Raw genomic sequence first — 19,981 nt, 5'->3', positions numbered from 1 at the left:
AAAATGAAAAAGACAAACGCCATGAGAATTCTCGACAGCCAAAAAATAGAATACAGCGAAATCGAATATGACGCATCGAGCGGTATCTCGGCGCTTGACGTTGCCAAATCGACGGGAGAAGATCCGTCAAGAATTTATAAAACATTGGTCACGGTTTCGAGAGAAAAAGAACATTTCGTTTTTGTCGTGCCCGCCGAAAAGGAGCTCGATTTAAAAAAAGCGGCAATCGCTGCAGGAACAAAAAATATCGAAATGATTCCTCAAAAAGAACTCCTTCCTTTGACCGGATATGTTCATGGCGGTTGTTCACCCGTCGGGATGAAAAAAGAGTTTAAGACTTTTCTCGACTCAAGCGCAAAGGGCAAGGATTATATTTTTATAAGCGGCGGAAAAATCGGCATTCAAATAAAAATAAATCCGGACGACCTGGTGGGGGCAATTGACGGAAAATATTTTGAAATTTCAAAATACAAGGATTGATATCTGTCGGGGCAAAACGCCTCGGCAGTTTTTTATGTAAAAATAATTATATAAATCCGGTTTAAATGTTGCCGAAATCACAATAAAATGTTAGAATAGTATTTAGGAGGATTGTTTTAATGAAGATTGAAACTTATAATACTTATATTGAAATTCTTAAAAGTGAATTGAAGCCCGCAATGGGTTGCACGGAGCCTATTGCCATTGCACTCGCTTCAGCGAAGTGCAGAGAAATTCTGGGAAAAACTCCGCAAAAAATTACCGCAACATGTAGCGGAAACATAATAAAAAATGTAAAAGCTGTGCTCGTGCCGAATTCAAACGGGCAAAAAGGCGTTGAAGCCGCAGCTGTTTTGGGCGCAGTCGCCGGCGACAGCTCGCTCGGACTTGAAGTTATATCAAAAGCCACAAAGGACGATGCCGAACTTGCAAGAAAACTTGTAAACGAAGGTATATGCAGCGTTAAACTTAAAGAAGGCGTCGACAATCTGTATATTGAAATCGAACAAATCGCAGGCGATGACAAAGCGATTGTTGAAGTTATTACTAAACACGATAATATTACTTATATAGAAAAAAACGGAGAAGTGATTTTAAAGGGAGAAAATGTTCTAAAAAAAGAAAATTCAAAGAAAGAACTTTTAAATCTCGATGAAATTTACGAGTTTGCAAACACCGTTAAAATAGATGATATAAGAGAAGTCATTCAAAGACAAATCGACTACAACACCGCCATCTCCGAAGAAGGAATCACGAATGATTGGGGCGAATGCGTAGGAAAAACAACTCTGGAAATCGGGGACAACAGCGTGCGTACAAAAGCAATTGCAATGGCAGCCGCAGGTTCTGATGCGCGTATGAACGGTTGCGCTCTTCCGGTCGTTATAAATTCCGGCAGCGGCAATCAAGGAATGACTTGCACTCTTCCGGTGGTAGTATATGCAAAAGACCTCGGCGTGAGCGAAGAAAAACTTATGAGAGCTCTGGTTTTTACAAATTTTATAGCAATTCACCAAAAGAGATATATCGGGGACCTTTCCGCATATTGCGGTGCGGTTTCCGCAGGTGCGGCAGCAGGCTGCGGCATCGCATATCTCCACGATGAACCGTTTGAAATTATAAAATACACACTCACAAACACTCTTGCAACAACCAGCGGCATTGTGTGCGACGGTGCAAAATCCTCGTGCGCTTCGAAAATTGCTGCTTCCGTAAATGCTTCGATTCTAGCATATGAAATGGCAAAAAGAGGCAGGCATTTCCGCCCGGGCGAAGGAATAGTTGCAAATGATGCTGAAGAGACCGTTCAAAACGTCGGACATGTCGCAAAAGAAGGCATGCGCGAGACAGACGTTGAAATTTTACACCTTATGAACAATAATATTCCAAAAGCATAATATAATAAATATAAAAAAGATGCAGCCAATTCGGTTGCATCTTCTATTTTAATTTTGAAATTGTCTCAGCCACTTCGAAATAGCCCACAAAATAAATCAGCAAATTTAAAATTGCTATCGAGATTGCAAGCAAAACAAGCGACTGTTTTTTTCCATATTTATGGCTCAGATTTTCATAAAAATTTACTATAAGAGCGGAGTTTATCACAAGCACAAAAACTTTTAAAACGCTTTGAAATGAAATCAAAACCATGCCGCAATATAAAAAACAAGCGTTGCCGTCAATATTTCAAAAAAATAGTTCATATATTTTTTCATAGAGCGCCTCCCAATAGTTATTATATCACAAGATCGGACAGACACAAATTCCGGGTTTTACATATTTTCTATTTTATATTATAATATTAATACGAATATTTGTGGGAGCTTTTTGCTGAGAGTAACTTTTTAGTTTGACCATTTGAACCTGTAGGATAATGCCTGCGTAGGGATTGCAAGAGGAACCCCTGTATTATTAGGAGGTTTTTTTATTTATGAAATATAAGACACAGATGGAAGCCGCAAAACACGGTTTTGTTACCGACGAAATGAAAATTGTAGCTGAGAAAGAAGGCGTTTCAACGGATTATCTTTTGGAAAAAATCGCAATCGGCGAAATAATTATTCCAAGAAATAAAAATCATAATTCGATTTCACCCGAAGGAATCGGCACGGGATTAAAGACAAAAATCAATGTCAATCTCGGAATATCAAAAGATATAAACGATATGGAGCTCGAGATGAAAAAAGTCGACATGGCTCTCAGTCTCGGCGCCGAAGCGATAATGGACCTTTCGAATTATGGAAAGACCCAAGAGTTTAGAAAAAAACTTATTGAAAAGTCCACCGCGATGATTGGAACTGTTCCGATGTACGACGCGGTCGGTTTTCTAGACAAGGGATTAAGTTTTATTAAGCCTGAAGAATTTCTCGACGTTGTAAGAAATCATGCGGAAAACGGAGTCGACTTCGTGACCATTCACGCCGGTATAAACAGACAAAATGCGGAAATTTATTTGAGAAACAGACGTGTGAACGAAATCGTTTCAAGGGGCGGCTCACTTCTTTTCGGTTGGATGAAGATGAACGACAGAGAAAATCCGTTTTATGAATACTACGATGAGCTTTTGGAAATCTGCAGAGAGTATGATGTCACACTCTCGCTCGGCGACTCACTTCGTCCGGGCGGAATAACCGATGCGACCGACCCGGGGCAAATTTCAGAACTAATCACTCTAGGCGAACTGACAAAGAGAGCGTGGGAAAAGGATGTGCAAGTTATGATTGAAGGACCGGGGCATGTGCCGATTGGAGACATCGAGATGAATGTTAAACTCGAGAAAAAGCTCTGCCACAATGCGCCGTTTTATGTATTGGGACCGCTTGTAACTGACGTTGCGCCCGGATACGACCACATCACATCAGCCATCGGCGGTGCAATCGCTGCAGCGCACGGTGCGGACTTCCTTTGCTATGTAACGCCTGCGGAACATTTGAGACTTCCTGATGTCGACGACGTCAAAGAAGGAATCATCGCCGCAAAAATCGCCGCTCATGCCGGAGATATTAACAAAATCAAAAGCGCACGAGAATGGGACCTCAAAATGAGCAAGCGCCGCCAAAAACTCGATTGGGAAGGCATGTTCGAGCTTGCACTGGACCCTGAAAAAGCAAGGCGCTACAGAGCCGAGTCAAAGCCGACGGACGAAAACACCTGCACAATGTGTGGAGCAATGTGCTCTATGAAAAATATGAACTTGATTCTCGAGGGCAAGGATATAAAAATCGACTAAAGAAAAAAGCTTGTATTCCCGATTGGGAGCAAGCTTTTTTTGCACATATTTTTTTATTTTTTCGAATCGCCCGGTTTAAATATTTTCCAAATGTCGCTCGACGTGCTTTTTAAAAAATCATAAACATTTGTATTTTTCAAATATTCCTCGGACTCTTTCAGGAAATTTTGCATTGCAACCTTTCCCATCTCGTAACCGTTCCCGATTTTTTCACAGCTCTTCTTTGAAAAATCTGTCGTAGCTTCAACGCTCTTCGAGAACATTTCCTCAAACTTTTCCTTTCCCATAAATTCGCTCAGCTTTTTCATGTTTTCGCTTTGGAAAAATTTGTTGACCGAGTCCATATTCTTTTTGTATGCGTCGTTTATATTTTCCCAACTTTTTTCGGCACCTTTCTTTACATTTTTCGCCTGTTCATTCGAAAAATCGAAAATCGCCTTTGTCGCCTTTTTTCCGTAGTCATTTATCGAACCGTAAACATTGTTTATAGTCTCTTTCATCGCCTCGAGCTCTGCACTTTCCGAAATCTCCCTTTCGACATTGTCTACGAGTGCATTGAAATCTATTTTATTATAATTCTCCGTAACATAGTGCACCAATTTTTCCGGATTCATCTTCTCGAACATTTCTAAAATTTCTTTTCTGCCGCTATCCAAAATTTCATTCTCTTGAAAAGGTTTTGTGAGGAACTTAAACGGCTCTTTGAAATCAAAATCGTCAATTTCATTTTTTAAATACGCGATATAAAGCCTCGCTTCGAGAGGCGTCTTAAAATCGAGCACCGAGTTGTCCTTAAAAACTTCTTTCAGCTCATCGTGCACTTCGTCTCCCCTGCCTGCTTTAATATATGAATCGATAATCTTGAGCTTTTTTTCATAATTCATCTCGTGAGCCCTTGTCACCGGATATTTCTCAGCAATCTTTTCATAATTTCCCTTTTTGTACTCATAACTGAAGTCGAAAAAGAAATAGCTTGCAACAAATACAATCGCAACTATTGAAACAGTTATAAGAAGCGCTTTCCAAAAATCGCCGAGTCCGGATTTGGTCTCGGAAACCCTTTCTTTAAAATCCTTTTCTTTCTCCGTCGGCTCCCCGCAAAATCCGCAGAACTTGGAGTTGTCATCTATTTTATTTCCACATTTTTTACAATACATAATTCCCTCCAATTAAACTTTCATATATTTTCTATCGATTCTGTCCTTGAGCCACCACGACAGCTTTCCGTAATACGATAAATTACCGTAGTTCATAATCGCTTTTTTGCCGCCGCAATTTAATATCTGCAAATATTTTAGCTGCGGAGCGTAAGCTTTTTTGTCGCCCGTGTTTTTAAGTGCGCTCATCAAATTCTCAAGTAAAATCGGCGCCTCTCTTATCGCAAACACTCCTGCTTTCGGAAGTTTCGGATATCTCTTGATATTTGCCGAGTCGCCCATTGAAAAAGTGCTCTCATCGACCATAAGTCTCTCGTCGACGGTCACATAATTTCTCTTGTCCACATCAAAATCGATATATTTAACGTCCACGCCTTTAAAACCGGAGGTCAGAAATACATAGTCAAAATCAAAGTTGCCATTTTCGGTTATTATGGTGTGATTTTTAATTTCGGTAACAAAGCTACCCTCCACCAAATTTATATTTTTCTTATTTAACAGCTTTCGCACTTTCTTTCTCGAGCTTTCGTTAAAATTATCCAAAATTTCTCCGGAGGTTATTATTGTGATGTCGAAGTTTTTAAACGCCTCTTTGAAAGAAAACGCAAGTTCAACTCCCGAAGCTCCTCCGCCGATAAAATAAACCCTTTTTCGGGAATCCTTAAACCCTTGTTTTATAAAGTTCTCCTTCGCTGCCACAAGCTCTGAAATCGGTTTCACATTTAAGACTCCGCTTCCGTCAACATGGAAATTCACATTTGCGATGCTTCCCAAATTGATTGACAAAAAATCATATCCGTATTCATTTTTATCGGTAGTGACAATCTTTTTATTTTTATCTATCGAAATAATCTTCTCTTCTACATAGTTCACATTCGCCTTTTTTGAAAGTTCTCGAACGTCAAACGAAATCTCCTCTTCGGAATAAATGCCTTCGATAAATCCGGAGAGCATCCCCGAATAATACTGCTTTCCAAAGTCGGTTATGAGAGTTATGTCGATATCTTTCATCGGTGACTTTATAAGCTTTTTTAAAATATTTATATGTCCGTGGCCGCCACCCGCCAAAATCAATTATTTCATACAAGCACCTCACATTAATAATACCCTTTTATTAACCTTGATATGCATAAAAAAAAAGCGACTTTCGCCGCTTAAAAAATTATAAGAACATTCCAAAAATTACCGTCACAATTCCGCTCACAACCATCGCAAGACTCGATGCCGCCGCAACTTCGTCGCCCATCTCCGCCGCTTTAGAAGTTCCGATGGCGTGACTTGCAGAGCCCAGTGCGAGCCCCTGTGCAATCGGATTTTTAATTTTAAATAGTTTAAAAATTCCGTTTGAAATAATGCTTCCAAAAATTCCCGTCATAATAATTGCAAAAACCGTTATCGACGGAATGCCGCCAATCGCTTCGCTCAGTCCGATGCCGATTGCGGTTGTTATACTCTTTGGAAGAAAACTCATAAAATGTTCGCGCTCAAGATTAAACACGAGCTTGATTAAAAAAATCGATGCGCCGCTTGTGATTACTCCGACGACCACGCCCACCAAAATCGCTTTCATATGCTTTTTGAGTTTTTTCATCTCGCGTCTCAATGGAATTGCAAGCGCAATAGTCGCAGGTGTCAAAAACAAATTTATAACGTCAGCGCCTTCTTTGTAGCTCTCGTAATCGATTTTTGTAAACATAAGAATCAAAATTATTGTGATAATACTTAAAAATAGCGGATTTAGATAATCCTTTCCAATTTTTTCCTTCAGTTTATTCATAATTAAATAAACTATAAGAGTCAATAAAATTCCTAAAATCATTTCTTTTTCTCCACCAACTTTTGTGTTACAACGCCCACCGCCGTCATTACAATAGCCGTCGAAAGAGTTATAACAAACACCATCGGAACGGCAACAATTTTTAATACGTCGAGATATTTAATAAGTCCGACCCCCGCCGGGACAAAAAGTATCGGCATAATTTTTATCAAATAGTCGCCCGTCATTTCCACGTCTTCGGTCTTTAATACTTTTAACTCCAACAGCACAAACAAAATTACAATGCCTATGATTGACGGTGGAATATTTATCGGCAAAAGTTTTGCTATAATTTCCGAAATAAAAGTAATGCCGCAATAAATTGCTAGTTCTTTTAATAGTTTCATCTCTACCTCCAAAGATATTATAACAAAAAATAATTTATTAAACTATATATTATGCTAATTTAAATTATAAAGCTTCTATCTATTAAATTTTACGCAGTAAAAATACAGTTTTGAAATATTTACAAATTTGTTAATTTCTAAAATTCAAAAACAGTTATCACTAATTATTATTTTTTATTATTAGAAATTGAAATCCATTAAACGCTTAATTTCAAATATATTTTTATATGTTTACACTCATTTGATAATTATTCCTTGCTTTTAATTATATAGAATAATTAAACTTTTTGAAAGAATTTAATATATATATTGTAAACAGTGTTAAAAATAAAATAAAATGATTACAATTTGTTTAATATGCTCAAAATCTCTTTATTTTCTTCCAATATTTTTGTATAATAAAAAAAATCAAAACATGGAACGAGAACGGGTCAATTTCTGCTTGATTTTTATACAGAAATTGTAAAGTACTAAATTTATTTCAGGAGGTTTTTATGGAACTACAAGAAAAAAAGATTAGCACAAAGACTATGACTTTTATGTGCTTTTCAACTCTTTGGGGATTCGGCAATGTTTTAAACGGATACGTTTATTTCAACGGCGTTCAAGTCATAATTCCTTGGCTCTGCATGTTTTTATTATATTTCATTCCATATGCCCTTATGGTGGGTGAGCTCGGCTCCGCATTCAAACACTTGGGCGGCGGCGTGACTTCGTGGATTCAGGAAACGACAAATGCAAAACTTGCTTATTATGCAGGATGGACCTATTGGGCGGTCCACATCGCATATATTGCAGGAAAAGGCTCGGGCGGACTTAAAGCCTTAAGCTGGATTATTTTTAGAAATGCCGACATATACGACAACTTTAAAACCATCTACGTTCAACTCGCAACGATTGCAATACTCTTTTTCTTCTGTTGGATGGCGACAAAAGGCATCAGCCCTTTGAAAAAATTAGGCGCATTGGCAGGTTCAAGCATGTTCATTATGGGAATTTTATTTATAATTATGATGTATGCAGCACCTATGATAAGCCCGAATTCAGCATTTTTGAAACAAGACTATTCATTTGCATCGCTTCTTCCGAAAGTGGACAAAAACTTTTTGAGTAACCTCGCAATTCTCGTGTTTGCAGTCGGCGGTATTGAAAAAATATCTCCTTATGTAAACAAGATGGACGGCGATCCTGCGAAGGAATTTCCAAAAACAATAATGCTCTCAACGCTCATGGTCGTTGTTAGCGCAATTTTCGGAACTATTGCGATGGGCATGATGTTCGACGTTGCAGAAATCAACGCAAACTTCGACTCATACGCCGCAAACGGTGCATATTGGGCATTCCAAAGACTCGGCGAATACTACCACGTCGGAAATCTATTTTTAATCATCTATGCACTCTGCAATATGATTGGACAGTTCTCAACTCTTCTTATAAGCATTGACGCACCTTTGAGAATGCTTCTCGAAGACCCGAACGCAAGCCAATTCATTCCGAGAAAACTTCTTAAGAAAAACGAAAAAGGTGCATACACTCGAGGCATCGTTATGGTCGCTTGTCTCTCCGGACTCATTGCAGTTGTGCAAATGTTCGGTCCGGGCGCCGCAACGGTTATGAGACAGCTCACTAAATTAGGCGGTGTCACAATGCCTCTAAGATATCTTTGGGTGTTTGTCGCATATATTGCACTCAAGAAGAATCGCGGCGAACTTGAACGCGGCTACTCATTTATAAAAAATAAGAGCCTTGGAATTTTCGTCGGTGCTTGGTGCTTTGTAATCACACTCGCATGTTGTATTATGGGCATGTGGTCACCGGACAGAGTTCAAATGGCTCTAAATATTGCAACACCTGCAATTATAATTTTACTTGGGCTGCTCCTTCCGGTTATCAGAAAATCCGAAGACAAAAAGCTCGTTTAGAATATTTTTAAAAGGCTATGAGAAAAAACTCATAGCCTTTATTTATTAATCATACATATTAAGTTTTCTGAAATCCGGAAGAATCTCTCCCGCTCCTTTTTCATTTTTAAGAACTTCGGAAATCAAGTTCTGTGCAACCGAAATTTTCTTTTCGTCGAGCTCATCATTTGCAGCCAAGACTGCAACAAGTCCTCCCAAGAGGTCGCCGGTGCCGTGGAATTTTTCGGGAATGTATTTCGATTTTATAGTGTGAATTTCTTCGCCGTTTGTAAAAGTGTTCACAAAATTTTCGCCGTCAAATTCACCTTTTAACAAAATATTTTTTGCGCCCATATGTTTTAATTTTTTTAAGATTTCCAATTTTAAACTCTCGTCATTTTCGCTGAAATTCGAAAGCTCGATTCCCGACAAAATCATCCCCTCTGTAGTGTTCGGCAATATTATTTCGGCGTGCGGAATGAGCGATTTGTAAAAATCTATCTGGTCCGGTCCAGTTCCCGAATATAGCCTGCCGTTATCGCCCATTATCGGGTCCAAAACAGTCTTTGTCTCCATGTGCTTGATAACAAATTCGGTTATTCTTTTAGAGACCGCTACGTCGTCGATAAAGCCGATTAAAGTCGCATCGAAATTTCCGTAGATGCTTTCAATTGAATTTACATAATTTTGAAACTCCGGCATTTTATTTCGAACGAAACCTTTGTAGTTCATAGGCGCCGAAAAAATTCCTGTCGGTACCGAAACCGCTTCGATTCCGTTTGCCATAACTGCGAGCATATTCATTTTAAGTGCGACTGTTCCAATTCCGCAGAAGTCGTTAAATATTATTATTCTTTTTCTTTCCATTATTTCTTCAAACTCCTTAAAAGCTCAATCTCAACTCTGTGTCCCTCTTCGTCGGTCGGCGTTTCCAAAATGAGCGGAAGTTTTTGTAATCTTTCGTCGTTCACAATCTCCGAAAAAGTTTCAAGCCCGATGCTTCCCTTTCCTATTAGCTCGTGTCTGTCCTTTCTTGCGCCGCATTCGTTCTTCGAATCGTTTAAATGAAGTGCGACAAGTTTCTCGAGTCCGATTTCTCTGTCAAAGTTTAAAAGAAGCTCATCAATTCCCTCTCTTACATCCATTCCCGACTCGAACACGTGACAAGTGTCGAGACATACTCCAACTTTTTCCTTTAAATCAACTCCATCAATTATCCTTTTTATTTCGGAAAAGTTTCGCCCAATTTCCGTACCTTTTCCCGCCATTGTTTCAATCGCAACAATCGTCGTCATATCTTCACTCAATACTTCATTTAATAAATTCGTCGTATATTGGATTCCAACGTCAAGCCCCTGTCCGACGTGACTTCCCGGGTGAAAATTATAAATATTTCCCGGCATCATCTCCATAATTTCCAAATCTTCTTTAATAACACTTCGCCCGAATTCCCTGACATATTCCTTGTCGGAGCACGGATTTAATGTGTAAGGAGCATGGGCGACAACTTTTCCGAAATTGTTTTCCAGTAAAAATGCATTAAATAATCTCATATCTTCTTCGTCAATTTTTTTCATCGAACCTCCGCGCGGATTTCTTGTGAAAAATTGAAAAGTATTTGCGCCGATTTCTTTTGCAAGTTTCGCCATGCTGAAATAACCTCTTCCAATCGACAAATGGCATCCTATATAATTCATCTAATCACCCTTTTACATAAATTTTAATATAAATACAATTCTTAATTAATATTATAACATATATCATTGAAATTGTTTTATTGAAAGCGCTTCTATATATGTGGTATAATTTTTATGGAGGTGCGATATGGATAATGAATTAAAACTTTTCTTCTATAAAAACAGACGTTGGATTTATTGTTTGGAATATATATTGTATTCCGTGATTTTGCTTGCAATTGTTACATATGTCGATTCGACCTATTCAAGCGCCGAGAGTCATATTCCGCGCTTCATGCTCTCGAGCGTGAGCCTTGCAAAGACGGTACTCTCTTCACTTGTAGCAGCTCTTCTAACAATCACAACTTTTACGTTTTCGACAATTTTAACAGTTTTTTCTCTCTATCACAATTCTTTTACCCCAAGAAGCGTTGAAAACTTTTTAGATAAGAAAATCACCATGAAAGTTTTGGGAATTTTCATCGGCGGTTTTGTATACTGTCTTGTTAGTTTGAATTTTATGGAAGCTTCACAGGACCAAAGACTGGTAATTGCCGGAACCGTCGGCGTTATATATGCAATTTGGGCGGCGATTTATTTTGTGATTTTCGTTCAAACTGTTTTAAACGGCATAAATTATACAAATCTTCTTGAAGAAATTTCCGAAAATACAGAAAAACTGATAGAAAAAGAAATTGAAGCAAGGAATTTTGAATATGTAAATGAAGATGAACTTACAAAAAATCAAGTCGAGCTCTTAGCCAATGAAACGGGATATCTTGAACTCATAGGAATGGATAAATTAAAAAGCCTAATCGAAGAAGAGGACGTTGTTTTGACAATCGCATCTTCAATCGGCGATTTCGTCATGAAAGGTGAAACTATCGCTTATTTAAGTAGAGATGTTTTTGACTACGAAACAATCGAAAAAATACAAAATCAGTTCACCTTTACCCAAAAAAGAATTGCCGAAGAGGACTACAAGGAAGGGATTCGAAAGATTTCAGAAATAGCAGTTCGTGCACTCTCGCCCGGAATCAATGACCCGAACACCGCAATTCACTGTATAAGAAAAATATGTATTTTGCTTGCGGAACTTGCAAAAGTCGACGGTCACTACCACTATGTCGAAACTGACGGCATGGCTCGAATCTACTATACAAGTAAAGCTTTCAAGGAAACTTTGGTTGAGCATATTTATCCCATTTTAAACTACGGCGAATCCGATGCGTCAGTTCTTCGTGCAATATTTCAAGGACTGCTTCTTATAAAAATGGGTGCAACTCCGACCAACAGAAAAATCGTTACAGAAATGTGCGAAGACATATACAACAACGCGGTTCAAAATTTCCATAGAGAAATGGATTTAGAGCTTTTTATGGATGTATACCAAGAGATAATAACCGGCTCTAAAGAAGAAAATGAAATAGAATATGAGATAATAATAAAAAATGACTAGTTTACGCTAGCCATTTTTTTATTCTTAAAAACTATTCTATTCAAAAGATATATCGATATAATACATGTTAAAATTTCCGAAACCGCCGGCACAAACCATATTTTGTCATCTTGAAATGCAAGTTCATAAATCTTCATTACAATTGTTATGAAAATCGGCGTTCTTAAAAGAGAAATGAGTATTGCACATTTACCCTTTCTGAGACTTGCAAAAAGCGTGACCATCAAAACATTTATCCCGATAAATATATAGGCACTCGAATATTTCTTAATTGCAGCTGTTGCGCTATTAAAAAGTTCGGAGTTTTCATTTAAAAAGAATCCGACGATTTCACTCGAAAACAGTTGGAGCACAAAAATAAAAACTGTTCCTATAAATACAACCGATAAAAATCCCAATTTAATAAGTTGTTTTATTTTACCCATGTCGTTTCTTCCGCTTTCATAGCTGAAGAGCGGAGCAAGTCCTTGTGCAATTCCCGTCATTGTGACCGTTGCAAAAATCGATACATATGAAATGACGGTATAAATTATAACTCCTTCTTTTCCCATATATTTTTGGAGCGTGGTATTAAAAAGTAGAACTGTGTAGCCTATTGCAATTTCAGCAAGTGCATCCCCTCCGCCGAGTGGCAGTGTTTTCTTTAAGTTTTTAAAATTTATACTTTTTGAAAAAGCGATGTTTCCCCTTCGTTTTAAAAAGTGTGCAGTCATCAACGCCGTGCTTACAACTTGAGCAATTCCCGTTCCAAGCGCTGCTCCGTGAAGTCCCCAATCGAATTGAGCGATAAAAACATAGTCGAGGAGAAGATTCGTGAATGCGGCAACCAATACAGAAACCGCAGAAATAATTGGAAAGCCGTCGACTTTTACCAATACCTCGAGCTGATAGGTAGTCATAAAAAACACTCCGAAAGGCACGACTGTCCTTAAATATTCATAAACATATTCATGTGTTTCACTTGTAGATCCAAGAAATCCAATAACATCTCTCAAAAAAATAGAAATTAATATTGTGTATAAAATTCCAACAAACAAAATCGAAACAATGCCCGTTGTAAAAACCTCATTCGCAGTCTTTATATTTTTTTGTCCCAAATTAAATCCGACCAAAGCCTGCGTTCCAATGCTGAATAAAATTCCAAGCGCAAAGAAACTTGTGACAATAGGCATCGAGATATTTATTGCACTAAATTCGACTTCACCGCAAAAATTTGACACAAAAAAACCGTCAACCATTGTGTAAAGTGCATACACCCACATCGAAAGAATCGATGGGATGATATATTTTAAAAAGCGTTTCATATTTAATTCTCCTTTTCGCATTCTAAAGAAAGTCAGTAAACTGACAGCTTAAAATTAAATAAAACGCTAATTGCACCTGTCCCAATAATTGGCGGGATTTTTATATCTAAACATTTAAAATCTCCATGAGTATTTCGCACCAAAATTTTGATTTACATCTAAATCATACAAATATATTTTAGCATTTCATAAATATAAAGTCAAAAAAAGAGAGGCTCTTTCGCCTCTCACAATTTTATTCGTTGTCGTGTTTGAAATCTTCAGGACTCCAGAGTTCTGAAAGAAGTTCATCACTTGATTTTTCATTTGTAACGATGCCGAATTTTTTATAGTCATCTAAAATGTCTTTTAGAGTTTTTTCAGTCATATCGTTTGAACATTGCCAATCATATGATTCCATCATTCTTACAGCTTGTTCAAAGTCTCCGCTTGCCCAATTGTTGTCGAACAATACTTGAGTTGCTTCTTTAACATTGTGTGCAACATAATCTGAAACTTCGAAAAGTGCAGCCGTCATTTTCTTTGCAGTAATAGGGTTTTGGTCGTTGAAATCTTTGTTGAATGCATAGATACAGCAAGTTTCTTTTTTGAAGTCGTCATCCCATGTCAAACTTCTGATAACAGCAAGTGTACCATCATTCATGAATTTTTCAGCAAATTGGTCGGAAAGAATTACAGAGTCGATTTCGCCGTTTTGAAGAGCAAGAATTGAAGCTGATGATTCAACCGGTTTCCATACGATTTCGTTAGGGTCGATTCCATCGTGGTTCATAAATCTGATTGCAATATTGTGGTCTGAGTTACCGATTCCATTAGGAAGTCCTACGCTCTTTCCAACTAGATCCTTTGTGCTTTTGATAGGACCGTCTTTAAGAACATAGAGTGATTTACAACCTGTTTGAACGCCTTTTTTAAATACCATATTTACACCGTTTGTTGCAGGAACAACCATTGCAGAGATGTGGTTTGTAACCATATCAACTTTACCTGTTCCGACAGCGTCAACTGTTCCAACAGTTCCGTCCATCTTTACAAGTTCAACGTCGAGTCCTTGTTTTTTGAACATTCCGAGTGTGTCTGCAATTCCAGGTGCACCTGTGCAAAGTCCGCCGTTGTATCCGATTTTAACCGGTTTACCGTATGCAGGTTCTTTTTTCCAAGCTTCTTCTTCAGACATTTCTGAATTTGCTTCTGTGGTGTCTTTGTTTTCTTCAGTTTGTGTTTCTGTGGTTGTGCTATCTTTCTTTTCTTCATTTACCGTTGTCTTACATGCGGTGAATAACATTAAACATGCAAGAACAACCGCCATAATTGCTGTTAATCTTTTCATTAATACCTAAAACCTTTCTTATTTAATTTCGTGTTTAAAATCTTCTTCGTGCCATACTTCACTCAAGAGTTCATCTGATGATTTATCTGATGTGATAACGCCGAATTCTTTATAGTCGTCCAAAATATTTTTTAGAGCTGTGCTTGTCATTTCATTTGTAACTTGCCAGTTGTATGATTTCATCATTCTTACAGCTTGGTCGAAGTCTCCGCTTGCCCAGTTGTTGTCAAAGAGTGTTTGTGTTGCTTCTTCAATATTGTTTTGGATATAATCTGAAACTCTGAAGAGAACTTTTGTGATTTTCTTTGCTGTAATAGGATTTTCTTTTGCAAATGTTTTGTTGAATGCATATACGCAGCATGGTTCAAGTTTGAAGTCTTCGTCATATGTGAGTGAACGAATCATTTTGATTTTACCGTCATTTACAAATTTTTCTGCAAATTGGTCGGAAAGAACAACTGCTTGGATTTCTCCGTTTTCAAGTGCCAAAATTGAAGCACTTCCTTCTACAGGTAAGAATTTAACATCTTGTGGAGCTATATCGTCGTGGTTTAAGAATCTTAGAGCGATATTGTGGTCAGAGTTACCGATTCCGTCAGGAAGTCCGATAGCTTTTCCCTTTAAGTCAGCTGTAGAATTGATTTCGCCGTTGTCCAAAACATAAAGAGATTTACATCCTGTTTGTGCAGCAGCTTTAAATTCCATATCTACTCCGTTTACAGCAGGAACAAGCATTGTTGCGATGTGGTCACATGTGAGATCAACTTTTCCTGTTCCGATAGCGTCAACTTTTGATTGAACATTAACGATTTCAGTTTCAATTCCTTCGTCTTTGAACATTCCAAGTGCTGAAGCAAGTCCAGGACCGCCTGTGCAAAGTCCTCCGTTGTAACCGATTTTAATAGCCTTGCCATATGCCGGTTCTTTCTTCCATGCTTCGTCTTCAGATTCAGCATCTGTTGATGTTTCTTCTGTCTTGTCTGTTGTTGTTTCAGTCGGAGCTGTTTCGTCTTTTTTGTCATTATTTACTGTTGTCTTACATGCTGTAAACATAAAAAGGCAAGCCATAATAACGGCAATAACTTTAATTAATTTGTTCATTTAAATTACCCTCCTTGTGACCCATATCCAATAGGTCCATAATTATTTTTCTGTATTCCAGAAATTCATCCGAAATTCTATTTCTAAAGCCTTCTTCGAGATCTATTTTGATATCTTTTAGAACTCTGCCGGGCCTTGGGGCCATAACTATAATTCTTGTGGACATATAAATCGCTTCGTCCACATCGTGAGTAACCATAATCATTGTGTTTCTCTTTTGAAGCCACAAACTTATGAGCTCATCTTGTATATTCATTCTTGTAAATGCATCAAGCGCTCCTAGCGGTTCGTCCAAAAGAAATACCGCCGGTTCGTTGATCATCGTCCTTATAAGGGAAACTCTTTGAGCCATACCGCCGGAGAGTTGATTCGGATAACTGTCCTTAAATTCAGAAAGTCCAATCATATCGAGAAGTTCATCTACTCTGTGGAGTTCTTCTTTTTTATTTTGAACATTGAGACCGAAAGCGACGTTTTCTCCAACCGTGAGCCACGGAAAAAGTGTCGGTGCTTGGAAAACCATTCCTCTCTTTGCGGAAGTGCCATCTATTAATTCACCGTTAAGAGTAAGAGTTCCGCTTGTCGGTGGAATAAGGCCTGCAATAAGTCTTAAGATTGTAGATTTTCCGCATCCCGATGCTCCTACAATGCAGACGAACTCTCCGTCGTTTATCGTAAGATTGACATCTTGAAGTGCATGCGTGATTCCATCTCTGTCAGCTCTTGCAAACGATTTTGAAACGTGGTTTAATTTTAGCTCAGTCTTTAATCCTCCTGCCATTTCAAAACTCCTTTCTTAATCTTTGTGAGTATCCAGTTTACAATAATAAATGTGATACAAATTATTACGATTGCGGCGTACATCTTCGGAAACTCCGCCCATGATTTTTGCCATGTAATATACCAGCCGAGTCCGGATTCAACTCCGAGCATTTCAGCAACCAAAAGCGCAGTACAAGCGCTGCTCATACCTTGTGTCATCCCTTGTAAAATACTTGGAAGCGCACTTGGAATAGCAATCTTTGTTATAAGTTGATTGCCCTTTGCTCCAAGAGTTCTTGCCGCAAGAAAATATTCTCTATTTACATTCGTTATACCTGTGATTGTTGCAATTGTTACCGAAAACCAAACGCCGAGCGCGATGATAAATACAGCACCTTTAAAAAGCGAACTCATAAGAACCATAACGAGCGGAAGCCATGTTGTGCTTGGAATCGGCCCCAAGAGTTTGATAAATGGCATAACCCAATAGCTTACCCTTTTGCTGTATCCACAAAGAATTCCCGTTATAATTCCAAGCGCTACACCGATAAAATATCCGGTAAATAAAAGTATGAGAGAATTCTTAACGCAGTCAATCAAATATGCTCTGTCTTGAATTGCAGCATTCATAATTTTATCGACCCAAGGGAAATACGGCATCATAAGTTTTCCGCTTTTAAGCGTGAGCATATCGTAGCCCATCAAAAGAAAAAACACAAATGTGTAAAAAGGCGCCTTGTGTCTGTAGTAGTAAAATGTTTTCTTATTAAACAAAGATATAATCGCTCCGATAAGGCATGCCAAGCCCAAAACTATAATAAATCCACCGTAGACATGCGTGTTTGTGTTTGCCCCGTAATTCGGCATGTAATAATACTCGGCCAAATGTAAGAGAGCCATAAGGATTGGAAGAAACATAATGACTCTGTCCAGAATTCTTTGTGCTTTTGTCTTCGGTTTTTCTTCCATTGCCATCAACTCGTCTTTGTTTTTGGCGACGTATTTGGTTTTTTCACCAGAATTATATTCCATCATTACCTCCATAAATATATTTTTTCGATTGGGAATCGTAGTTTTTAATTTCGTAAACTCTTTACTTGCCTAACAGCATTAAAGTTCTTATGAAATTAAAAAGTGAATTAAAATTCACTTCTAATCATTTTGCCTGAGTAATAGTCCAAGTTCGTCCTTGTTCATCTTCTTTATCGAGCGAAGAGTTGAAATCGGACCCATAAGTGTTGCAATAATGAGAACCGCTAAAAATATAACTACAAGCACTGCAAAATTCGGTGCCAAGAAAGGCATTTTGAAACTTTGTGAGAACCATCTTCCGAATAAAATTGAAATTACAAATCCAAGCGTTGCACCTGTAATAGCGCCGATGAAATTTATAATTAAAACTTCATATAGTATTATATTTGAAAGCGTTTTCTTTGTCGCCCCCAAAATTCTCATTGTTGCGAGCTCGCGTTTTCTCTCTTTTATAGTTATCGAATAAACGAGCGATAGAACTATGAATGTGAGAATCCAGACAAGTGCAATCAATATATATACATAATTTATCATATCGAGTGCGGAGTTGCTTACTTCATTCATCATCGATTTAGAAAGAAGCGGGAAAACTCCGTCATTTAAACATTCTCTTCTGATTGCGTTTTGCACTTTTGTCGGCTCAACGCCTTTTTTTATCTTTAGCATTATTGACGAAATCATATTGTCGTCATATTTGTTTTCAATTTCAAGAATTTTTTCGTATTCCTTCGCAAGTCTTCTTGCTTCGTCGAAATTTAAAAATACCGTGTTGTCAAAGCCCATTCCCGTTTTTTGGAGACGACCTTTGATTTTAAATTCCTGTTCGAAAAATTTGACATTCGAGTTGACATCTCCGACAACATTGTTTCCAACAACAACTTCTCCCTTTTCAAGAGGCAATTTCATTTGTTCTTGGAGCCATGGAGTTACAACGAAATCCGTTTCGGCGTCAAACCCGATTATTTGAATCGGAAATGAACAACATCCTGCGGAAAGTGTTGCAAGAAAAAGTTGCGGCGTCGCTTCTTCTACACCGTCTATGCCTTCAATCTTTTTAAGAATTGACTTATCCATAAAAAATGTATTCGGTTCGCCTCTTAAAATCGCGCCTTCGACTTTTGTGTCATATCCTTCCGGGACGACTATGATGTCCGCTCCCATTCTGTCGGAAAGAGAATTCATCCCGTTCTTTAAAGAAAAAATCAAAAAGCTGGACAAAAAGAGAACCAGCGCAAGTACAGCCGTCAAAATGACAAGCGATGCGCTTCTTCCTGATTTATTATTTATATTTAAAAGTGCAATTTTTTTACTTGTCAGCATTTTGAACCACCTCTTTCAGTTTTCCGTCACTCATCTCGAGAAGTCTCGAGCCGTATCTCAGAAGGTCGTCATCGTGCGTAACAATTATAATCGTCGTTCCGCCATCATTTATCTTTTTTAACATCTCCATAATTTCATATGAAGTTGCGGAATCCAAATCGCTTGTCGGTTCGTCTGCAAGAAGAATTTTCGGCTCATTCATAAGTGCCCTTGCGATCAAAACTCTTTTTACTTCGCCTCCCGAAAGATTTCTCGGGAATTCATCCTTTAAATGTAAAATTCCGCACATATCGAGAAGTTCTTCAGCCCTTTTCATTCCGTCTCCGTCTCTCTTTATAAAGAAGTGAGGAAGACGTACATTGTCTATAACATTTAGAGTCGAAAGCGTTCCCAAAGATTGCGGGACATATCCGACGAACTCATTTCTATAATTGCTCTTTTCGTCGTCAGTCATTTCAGAAATCTTTCTTTCTAAAACCTTGACTTCGCCTTTTGTAGGTTCCTGTATTGCTGACAAAATAGTGAGAAGCGTTGATTTTCCGCTCCCGCTTTTTCCTATAATGTTAATAAAATCCCCTGAATTTACGGAAAAACTCACGTCGTTTAACGCTGTAAAATCTCTTCCGCCTCTTTCAAAGATTTTATAAACATTATTCACATCTATTAGAAGCATTTTTTCTCCTATTTAAAATCATAGCAGCAATAGCTACCAGTGTGTATATGCCTGCCAAAATGTAAACAGTCGGCATAGTTTTTGCTTGGCACATCATTTCCTTGTTCATGCATCCGCCTATCAAATAAGCCGGAATAAGAATTGTGTAAATTCCAACAATGAATGATGAAAAGCCAAATGCAAATTTAACATTTGATGAGCATACATAAAAATATGCGCCGCCCAAAATCGCCATCATTACACCTGCGCCTGTGACAGCACGTCCCATCCAGTGACATTTCATAAACATGCCGTTTTCCATAGGACCGCATGTCGGTGCAATTGTGCACGGTGTTAGTGCTACGAGAATTCCAAGGGCAATAAATATAATGCCGATAATCTTGTCTCTTTTCAT

Annotated in this window: 20 protein-coding genes and 1 riboswitch; of the genes, 5 read left to right on the top strand and 15 right to left on the bottom strand. The window is 38.1% G+C overall.

The features are described 5' to 3' along the window. Positions 1-3: 3 nt before the first annotated feature. A complete protein-coding gene (gene ybaK, locus SPI61_RS00860; protein WP_321136255.1) occupies positions 4-480 on the top strand; it encodes a Cys-tRNA(Pro) deacylase in 477 nt (158 codons plus the stop codon). A 119-nt stretch (positions 481-599) separates the two neighbouring features. Beyond that, positions 600-1,877 carry a serine dehydratase subunit alpha family protein gene (locus tag SPI61_RS00855; protein WP_321136254.1) on the top strand — a complete coding sequence of 426 codons (1,278 nt, stop codon included), beginning with the start codon at positions 600-602 and terminating at the stop codon, positions 1,875-1,877. A 43-nt stretch (positions 1,878-1,920) separates the two neighbouring features. Here SPI61_RS00855 and SPI61_RS00850 read toward each other — a convergent pair whose 3' ends face one another. Continuing rightward, a complete protein-coding gene (locus SPI61_RS00850; protein ID WP_321136253.1) occupies positions 1,921-2,130 on the bottom strand; it encodes a hypothetical protein in 210 nt (69 codons plus the stop codon). A gap of 156 nt (positions 2,131-2,286) precedes the next feature. Further along, a riboswitch (TPP riboswitch) is annotated at positions 2,287-2,385 on the top strand. Positions 2,386-2,410: 25 nt separating this feature from the next. On the opposite strand from SPI61_RS00850, the gene thiC reads away from it, so the two are divergent. Beyond that, positions 2,411-3,709, top strand: coding sequence for a phosphomethylpyrimidine synthase ThiC (thiC, locus tag SPI61_RS00845; protein ID WP_321136252.1), 1,299 nt, complete (start codon positions 2,411-2,413; stop codon positions 3,707-3,709). A 53-nt stretch (positions 3,710-3,762) separates the two neighbouring features. On the opposite strand, the gene SPI61_RS00840 is transcribed toward thiC, so the two are convergent. The 4 genes from SPI61_RS00840 to SPI61_RS00825 form a co-directional block, all read right to left on the bottom strand. Beyond that, entirely contained in the window at positions 3,763-4,866 is a 1,104-nt protein-coding gene (locus tag SPI61_RS00840; RefSeq protein ID WP_321136251.1) for a zinc ribbon domain-containing protein, read from the bottom strand. A 12-nt stretch (positions 4,867-4,878) separates the two neighbouring features. Beyond that, positions 4,879-5,940 carry an NAD(P)/FAD-dependent oxidoreductase gene (locus SPI61_RS00835; RefSeq protein ID WP_321136250.1) on the bottom strand — a complete coding sequence of 354 codons (1,062 nt, stop codon included), beginning with the start codon at positions 5,938-5,940 and terminating at the stop codon, positions 4,879-4,881. Between the two features lie 88 nt (positions 5,941-6,028). Next, positions 6,029-6,685 (bottom strand): LrgB family protein, encoded by a 657-nt coding sequence (locus SPI61_RS00830; RefSeq protein ID WP_321136249.1) that lies wholly within the window; start codon positions 6,683-6,685, stop codon positions 6,029-6,031. Further along, positions 6,682-7,029 (bottom strand): CidA/LrgA family protein, encoded by a 348-nt coding sequence (locus SPI61_RS00825; RefSeq protein WP_321136248.1) that lies wholly within the window; start codon positions 7,027-7,029, stop codon positions 6,682-6,684. The genes SPI61_RS00830 and SPI61_RS00825 overlap by 4 nt, the downstream gene beginning before the upstream one ends. A 494-nt stretch (positions 7,030-7,523) precedes the next feature. Here SPI61_RS00825 and SPI61_RS00820 point away from each other — a divergent pair, with 494 nt between their 5' ends. Further along, positions 7,524-8,951, top strand: a complete 1,428-nt coding sequence (locus SPI61_RS00820; protein WP_321136247.1) for an APC family permease — start codon at positions 7,524-7,526, stop codon at positions 8,949-8,951. 45 nt (positions 8,952-8,996) lie between these two features. Here the strand turns inward: SPI61_RS00820 and SPI61_RS00815 are convergent, their stop codons facing one another. Beyond that, entirely contained in the window at positions 8,997-9,797 is an 801-nt protein-coding gene (locus SPI61_RS00815) for a bifunctional hydroxymethylpyrimidine kinase/phosphomethylpyrimidine kinase (RefSeq protein WP_321136246.1), read from the bottom strand. Further along, on the bottom strand, positions 9,797-10,627 hold the full coding sequence (locus tag SPI61_RS00810; protein ID WP_321136245.1) for a deoxyribonuclease IV: 831 nt from the start codon (positions 10,625-10,627) through the stop codon (positions 9,797-9,799). The genes SPI61_RS00815 and SPI61_RS00810 overlap by 1 nt, the downstream gene beginning before the upstream one ends. A gap of 127 nt (positions 10,628-10,754) precedes the next feature. Here SPI61_RS00810 and SPI61_RS00805 point away from each other — a divergent pair, with 127 nt between their 5' ends. Then, positions 10,755-12,065 (top strand): DUF2254 domain-containing protein, encoded by a 1,311-nt coding sequence (locus SPI61_RS00805; protein ID WP_321136243.1) that lies wholly within the window; start codon positions 10,755-10,757, stop codon positions 12,063-12,065. Here the strand turns inward: SPI61_RS00805 and SPI61_RS00800 are convergent. The 8 genes from SPI61_RS00800 to SPI61_RS00765 form a co-directional block, all read right to left on the bottom strand. Further along, positions 12,062-13,369: an MATE family efflux transporter gene (locus SPI61_RS00800; RefSeq protein ID WP_321136241.1), complete on the bottom strand. Its 1,308-nt coding sequence runs from the start codon at positions 13,367-13,369 to the stop codon at positions 12,062-12,064. The genes SPI61_RS00805 and SPI61_RS00800 overlap by 4 nt on opposite strands. Positions 13,370-13,604: 235 nt before the next feature. Then, entirely contained in the window at positions 13,605-14,699 is a 1,095-nt protein-coding gene (locus SPI61_RS00795) for an ABC transporter substrate-binding protein (protein WP_321136240.1), read from the bottom strand. Positions 14,700-14,717: 18 nt separating this feature from the next. Next, positions 14,718-15,800 carry an ABC transporter substrate-binding protein gene (locus SPI61_RS00790; protein ID WP_321136239.1) on the bottom strand — a complete coding sequence of 361 codons (1,083 nt, stop codon included), beginning with the start codon at positions 15,798-15,800 and terminating at the stop codon, positions 14,718-14,720. After that, positions 15,784-16,581, bottom strand: a complete 798-nt coding sequence (locus SPI61_RS00785; RefSeq protein WP_321136238.1) for an ABC transporter ATP-binding protein — start codon at positions 16,579-16,581, stop codon at positions 15,784-15,786. The genes SPI61_RS00790 and SPI61_RS00785 overlap by 17 nt, the downstream gene beginning before the upstream one ends. Next, entirely contained in the window at positions 16,566-17,594 is a 1,029-nt protein-coding gene (locus SPI61_RS00780) for an ABC transporter permease (protein WP_321136236.1), read from the bottom strand. Before SPI61_RS00780 ends, SPI61_RS00785 begins: the two co-directional genes overlap by 16 nt. Positions 17,595-17,714: 120 nt before the next feature. Next, positions 17,715-18,914, bottom strand: a complete 1,200-nt coding sequence (locus tag SPI61_RS00775) for an ABC transporter permease (RefSeq protein ID WP_321136234.1) — start codon at positions 18,912-18,914, stop codon at positions 17,715-17,717. Next, entirely contained in the window at positions 18,901-19,587 is a 687-nt protein-coding gene (locus SPI61_RS00770; protein WP_321136232.1) for an ABC transporter ATP-binding protein, read from the bottom strand. Before SPI61_RS00770 ends, SPI61_RS00775 begins: the two co-directional genes overlap by 14 nt. Beyond that, positions 19,565-19,981 carry a DUF4418 family protein gene (locus tag SPI61_RS00765; RefSeq protein ID WP_321136231.1) on the bottom strand — a complete coding sequence of 139 codons (417 nt, stop codon included), beginning with the start codon at positions 19,979-19,981 and terminating at the stop codon, positions 19,565-19,567. Before SPI61_RS00765 ends, SPI61_RS00770 begins: the two co-directional genes overlap by 23 nt.

Source organism: Ezakiella sp. (genome assembly GCF_034180565.1).
GTDB lineage: Bacteria > Bacillota > Clostridia > Tissierellales > Peptoniphilaceae > Ezakiella.
Note: the sequence above shows the minus strand (reverse complement) of the source record. Positions and strands in the feature narration are given on the sequence as shown.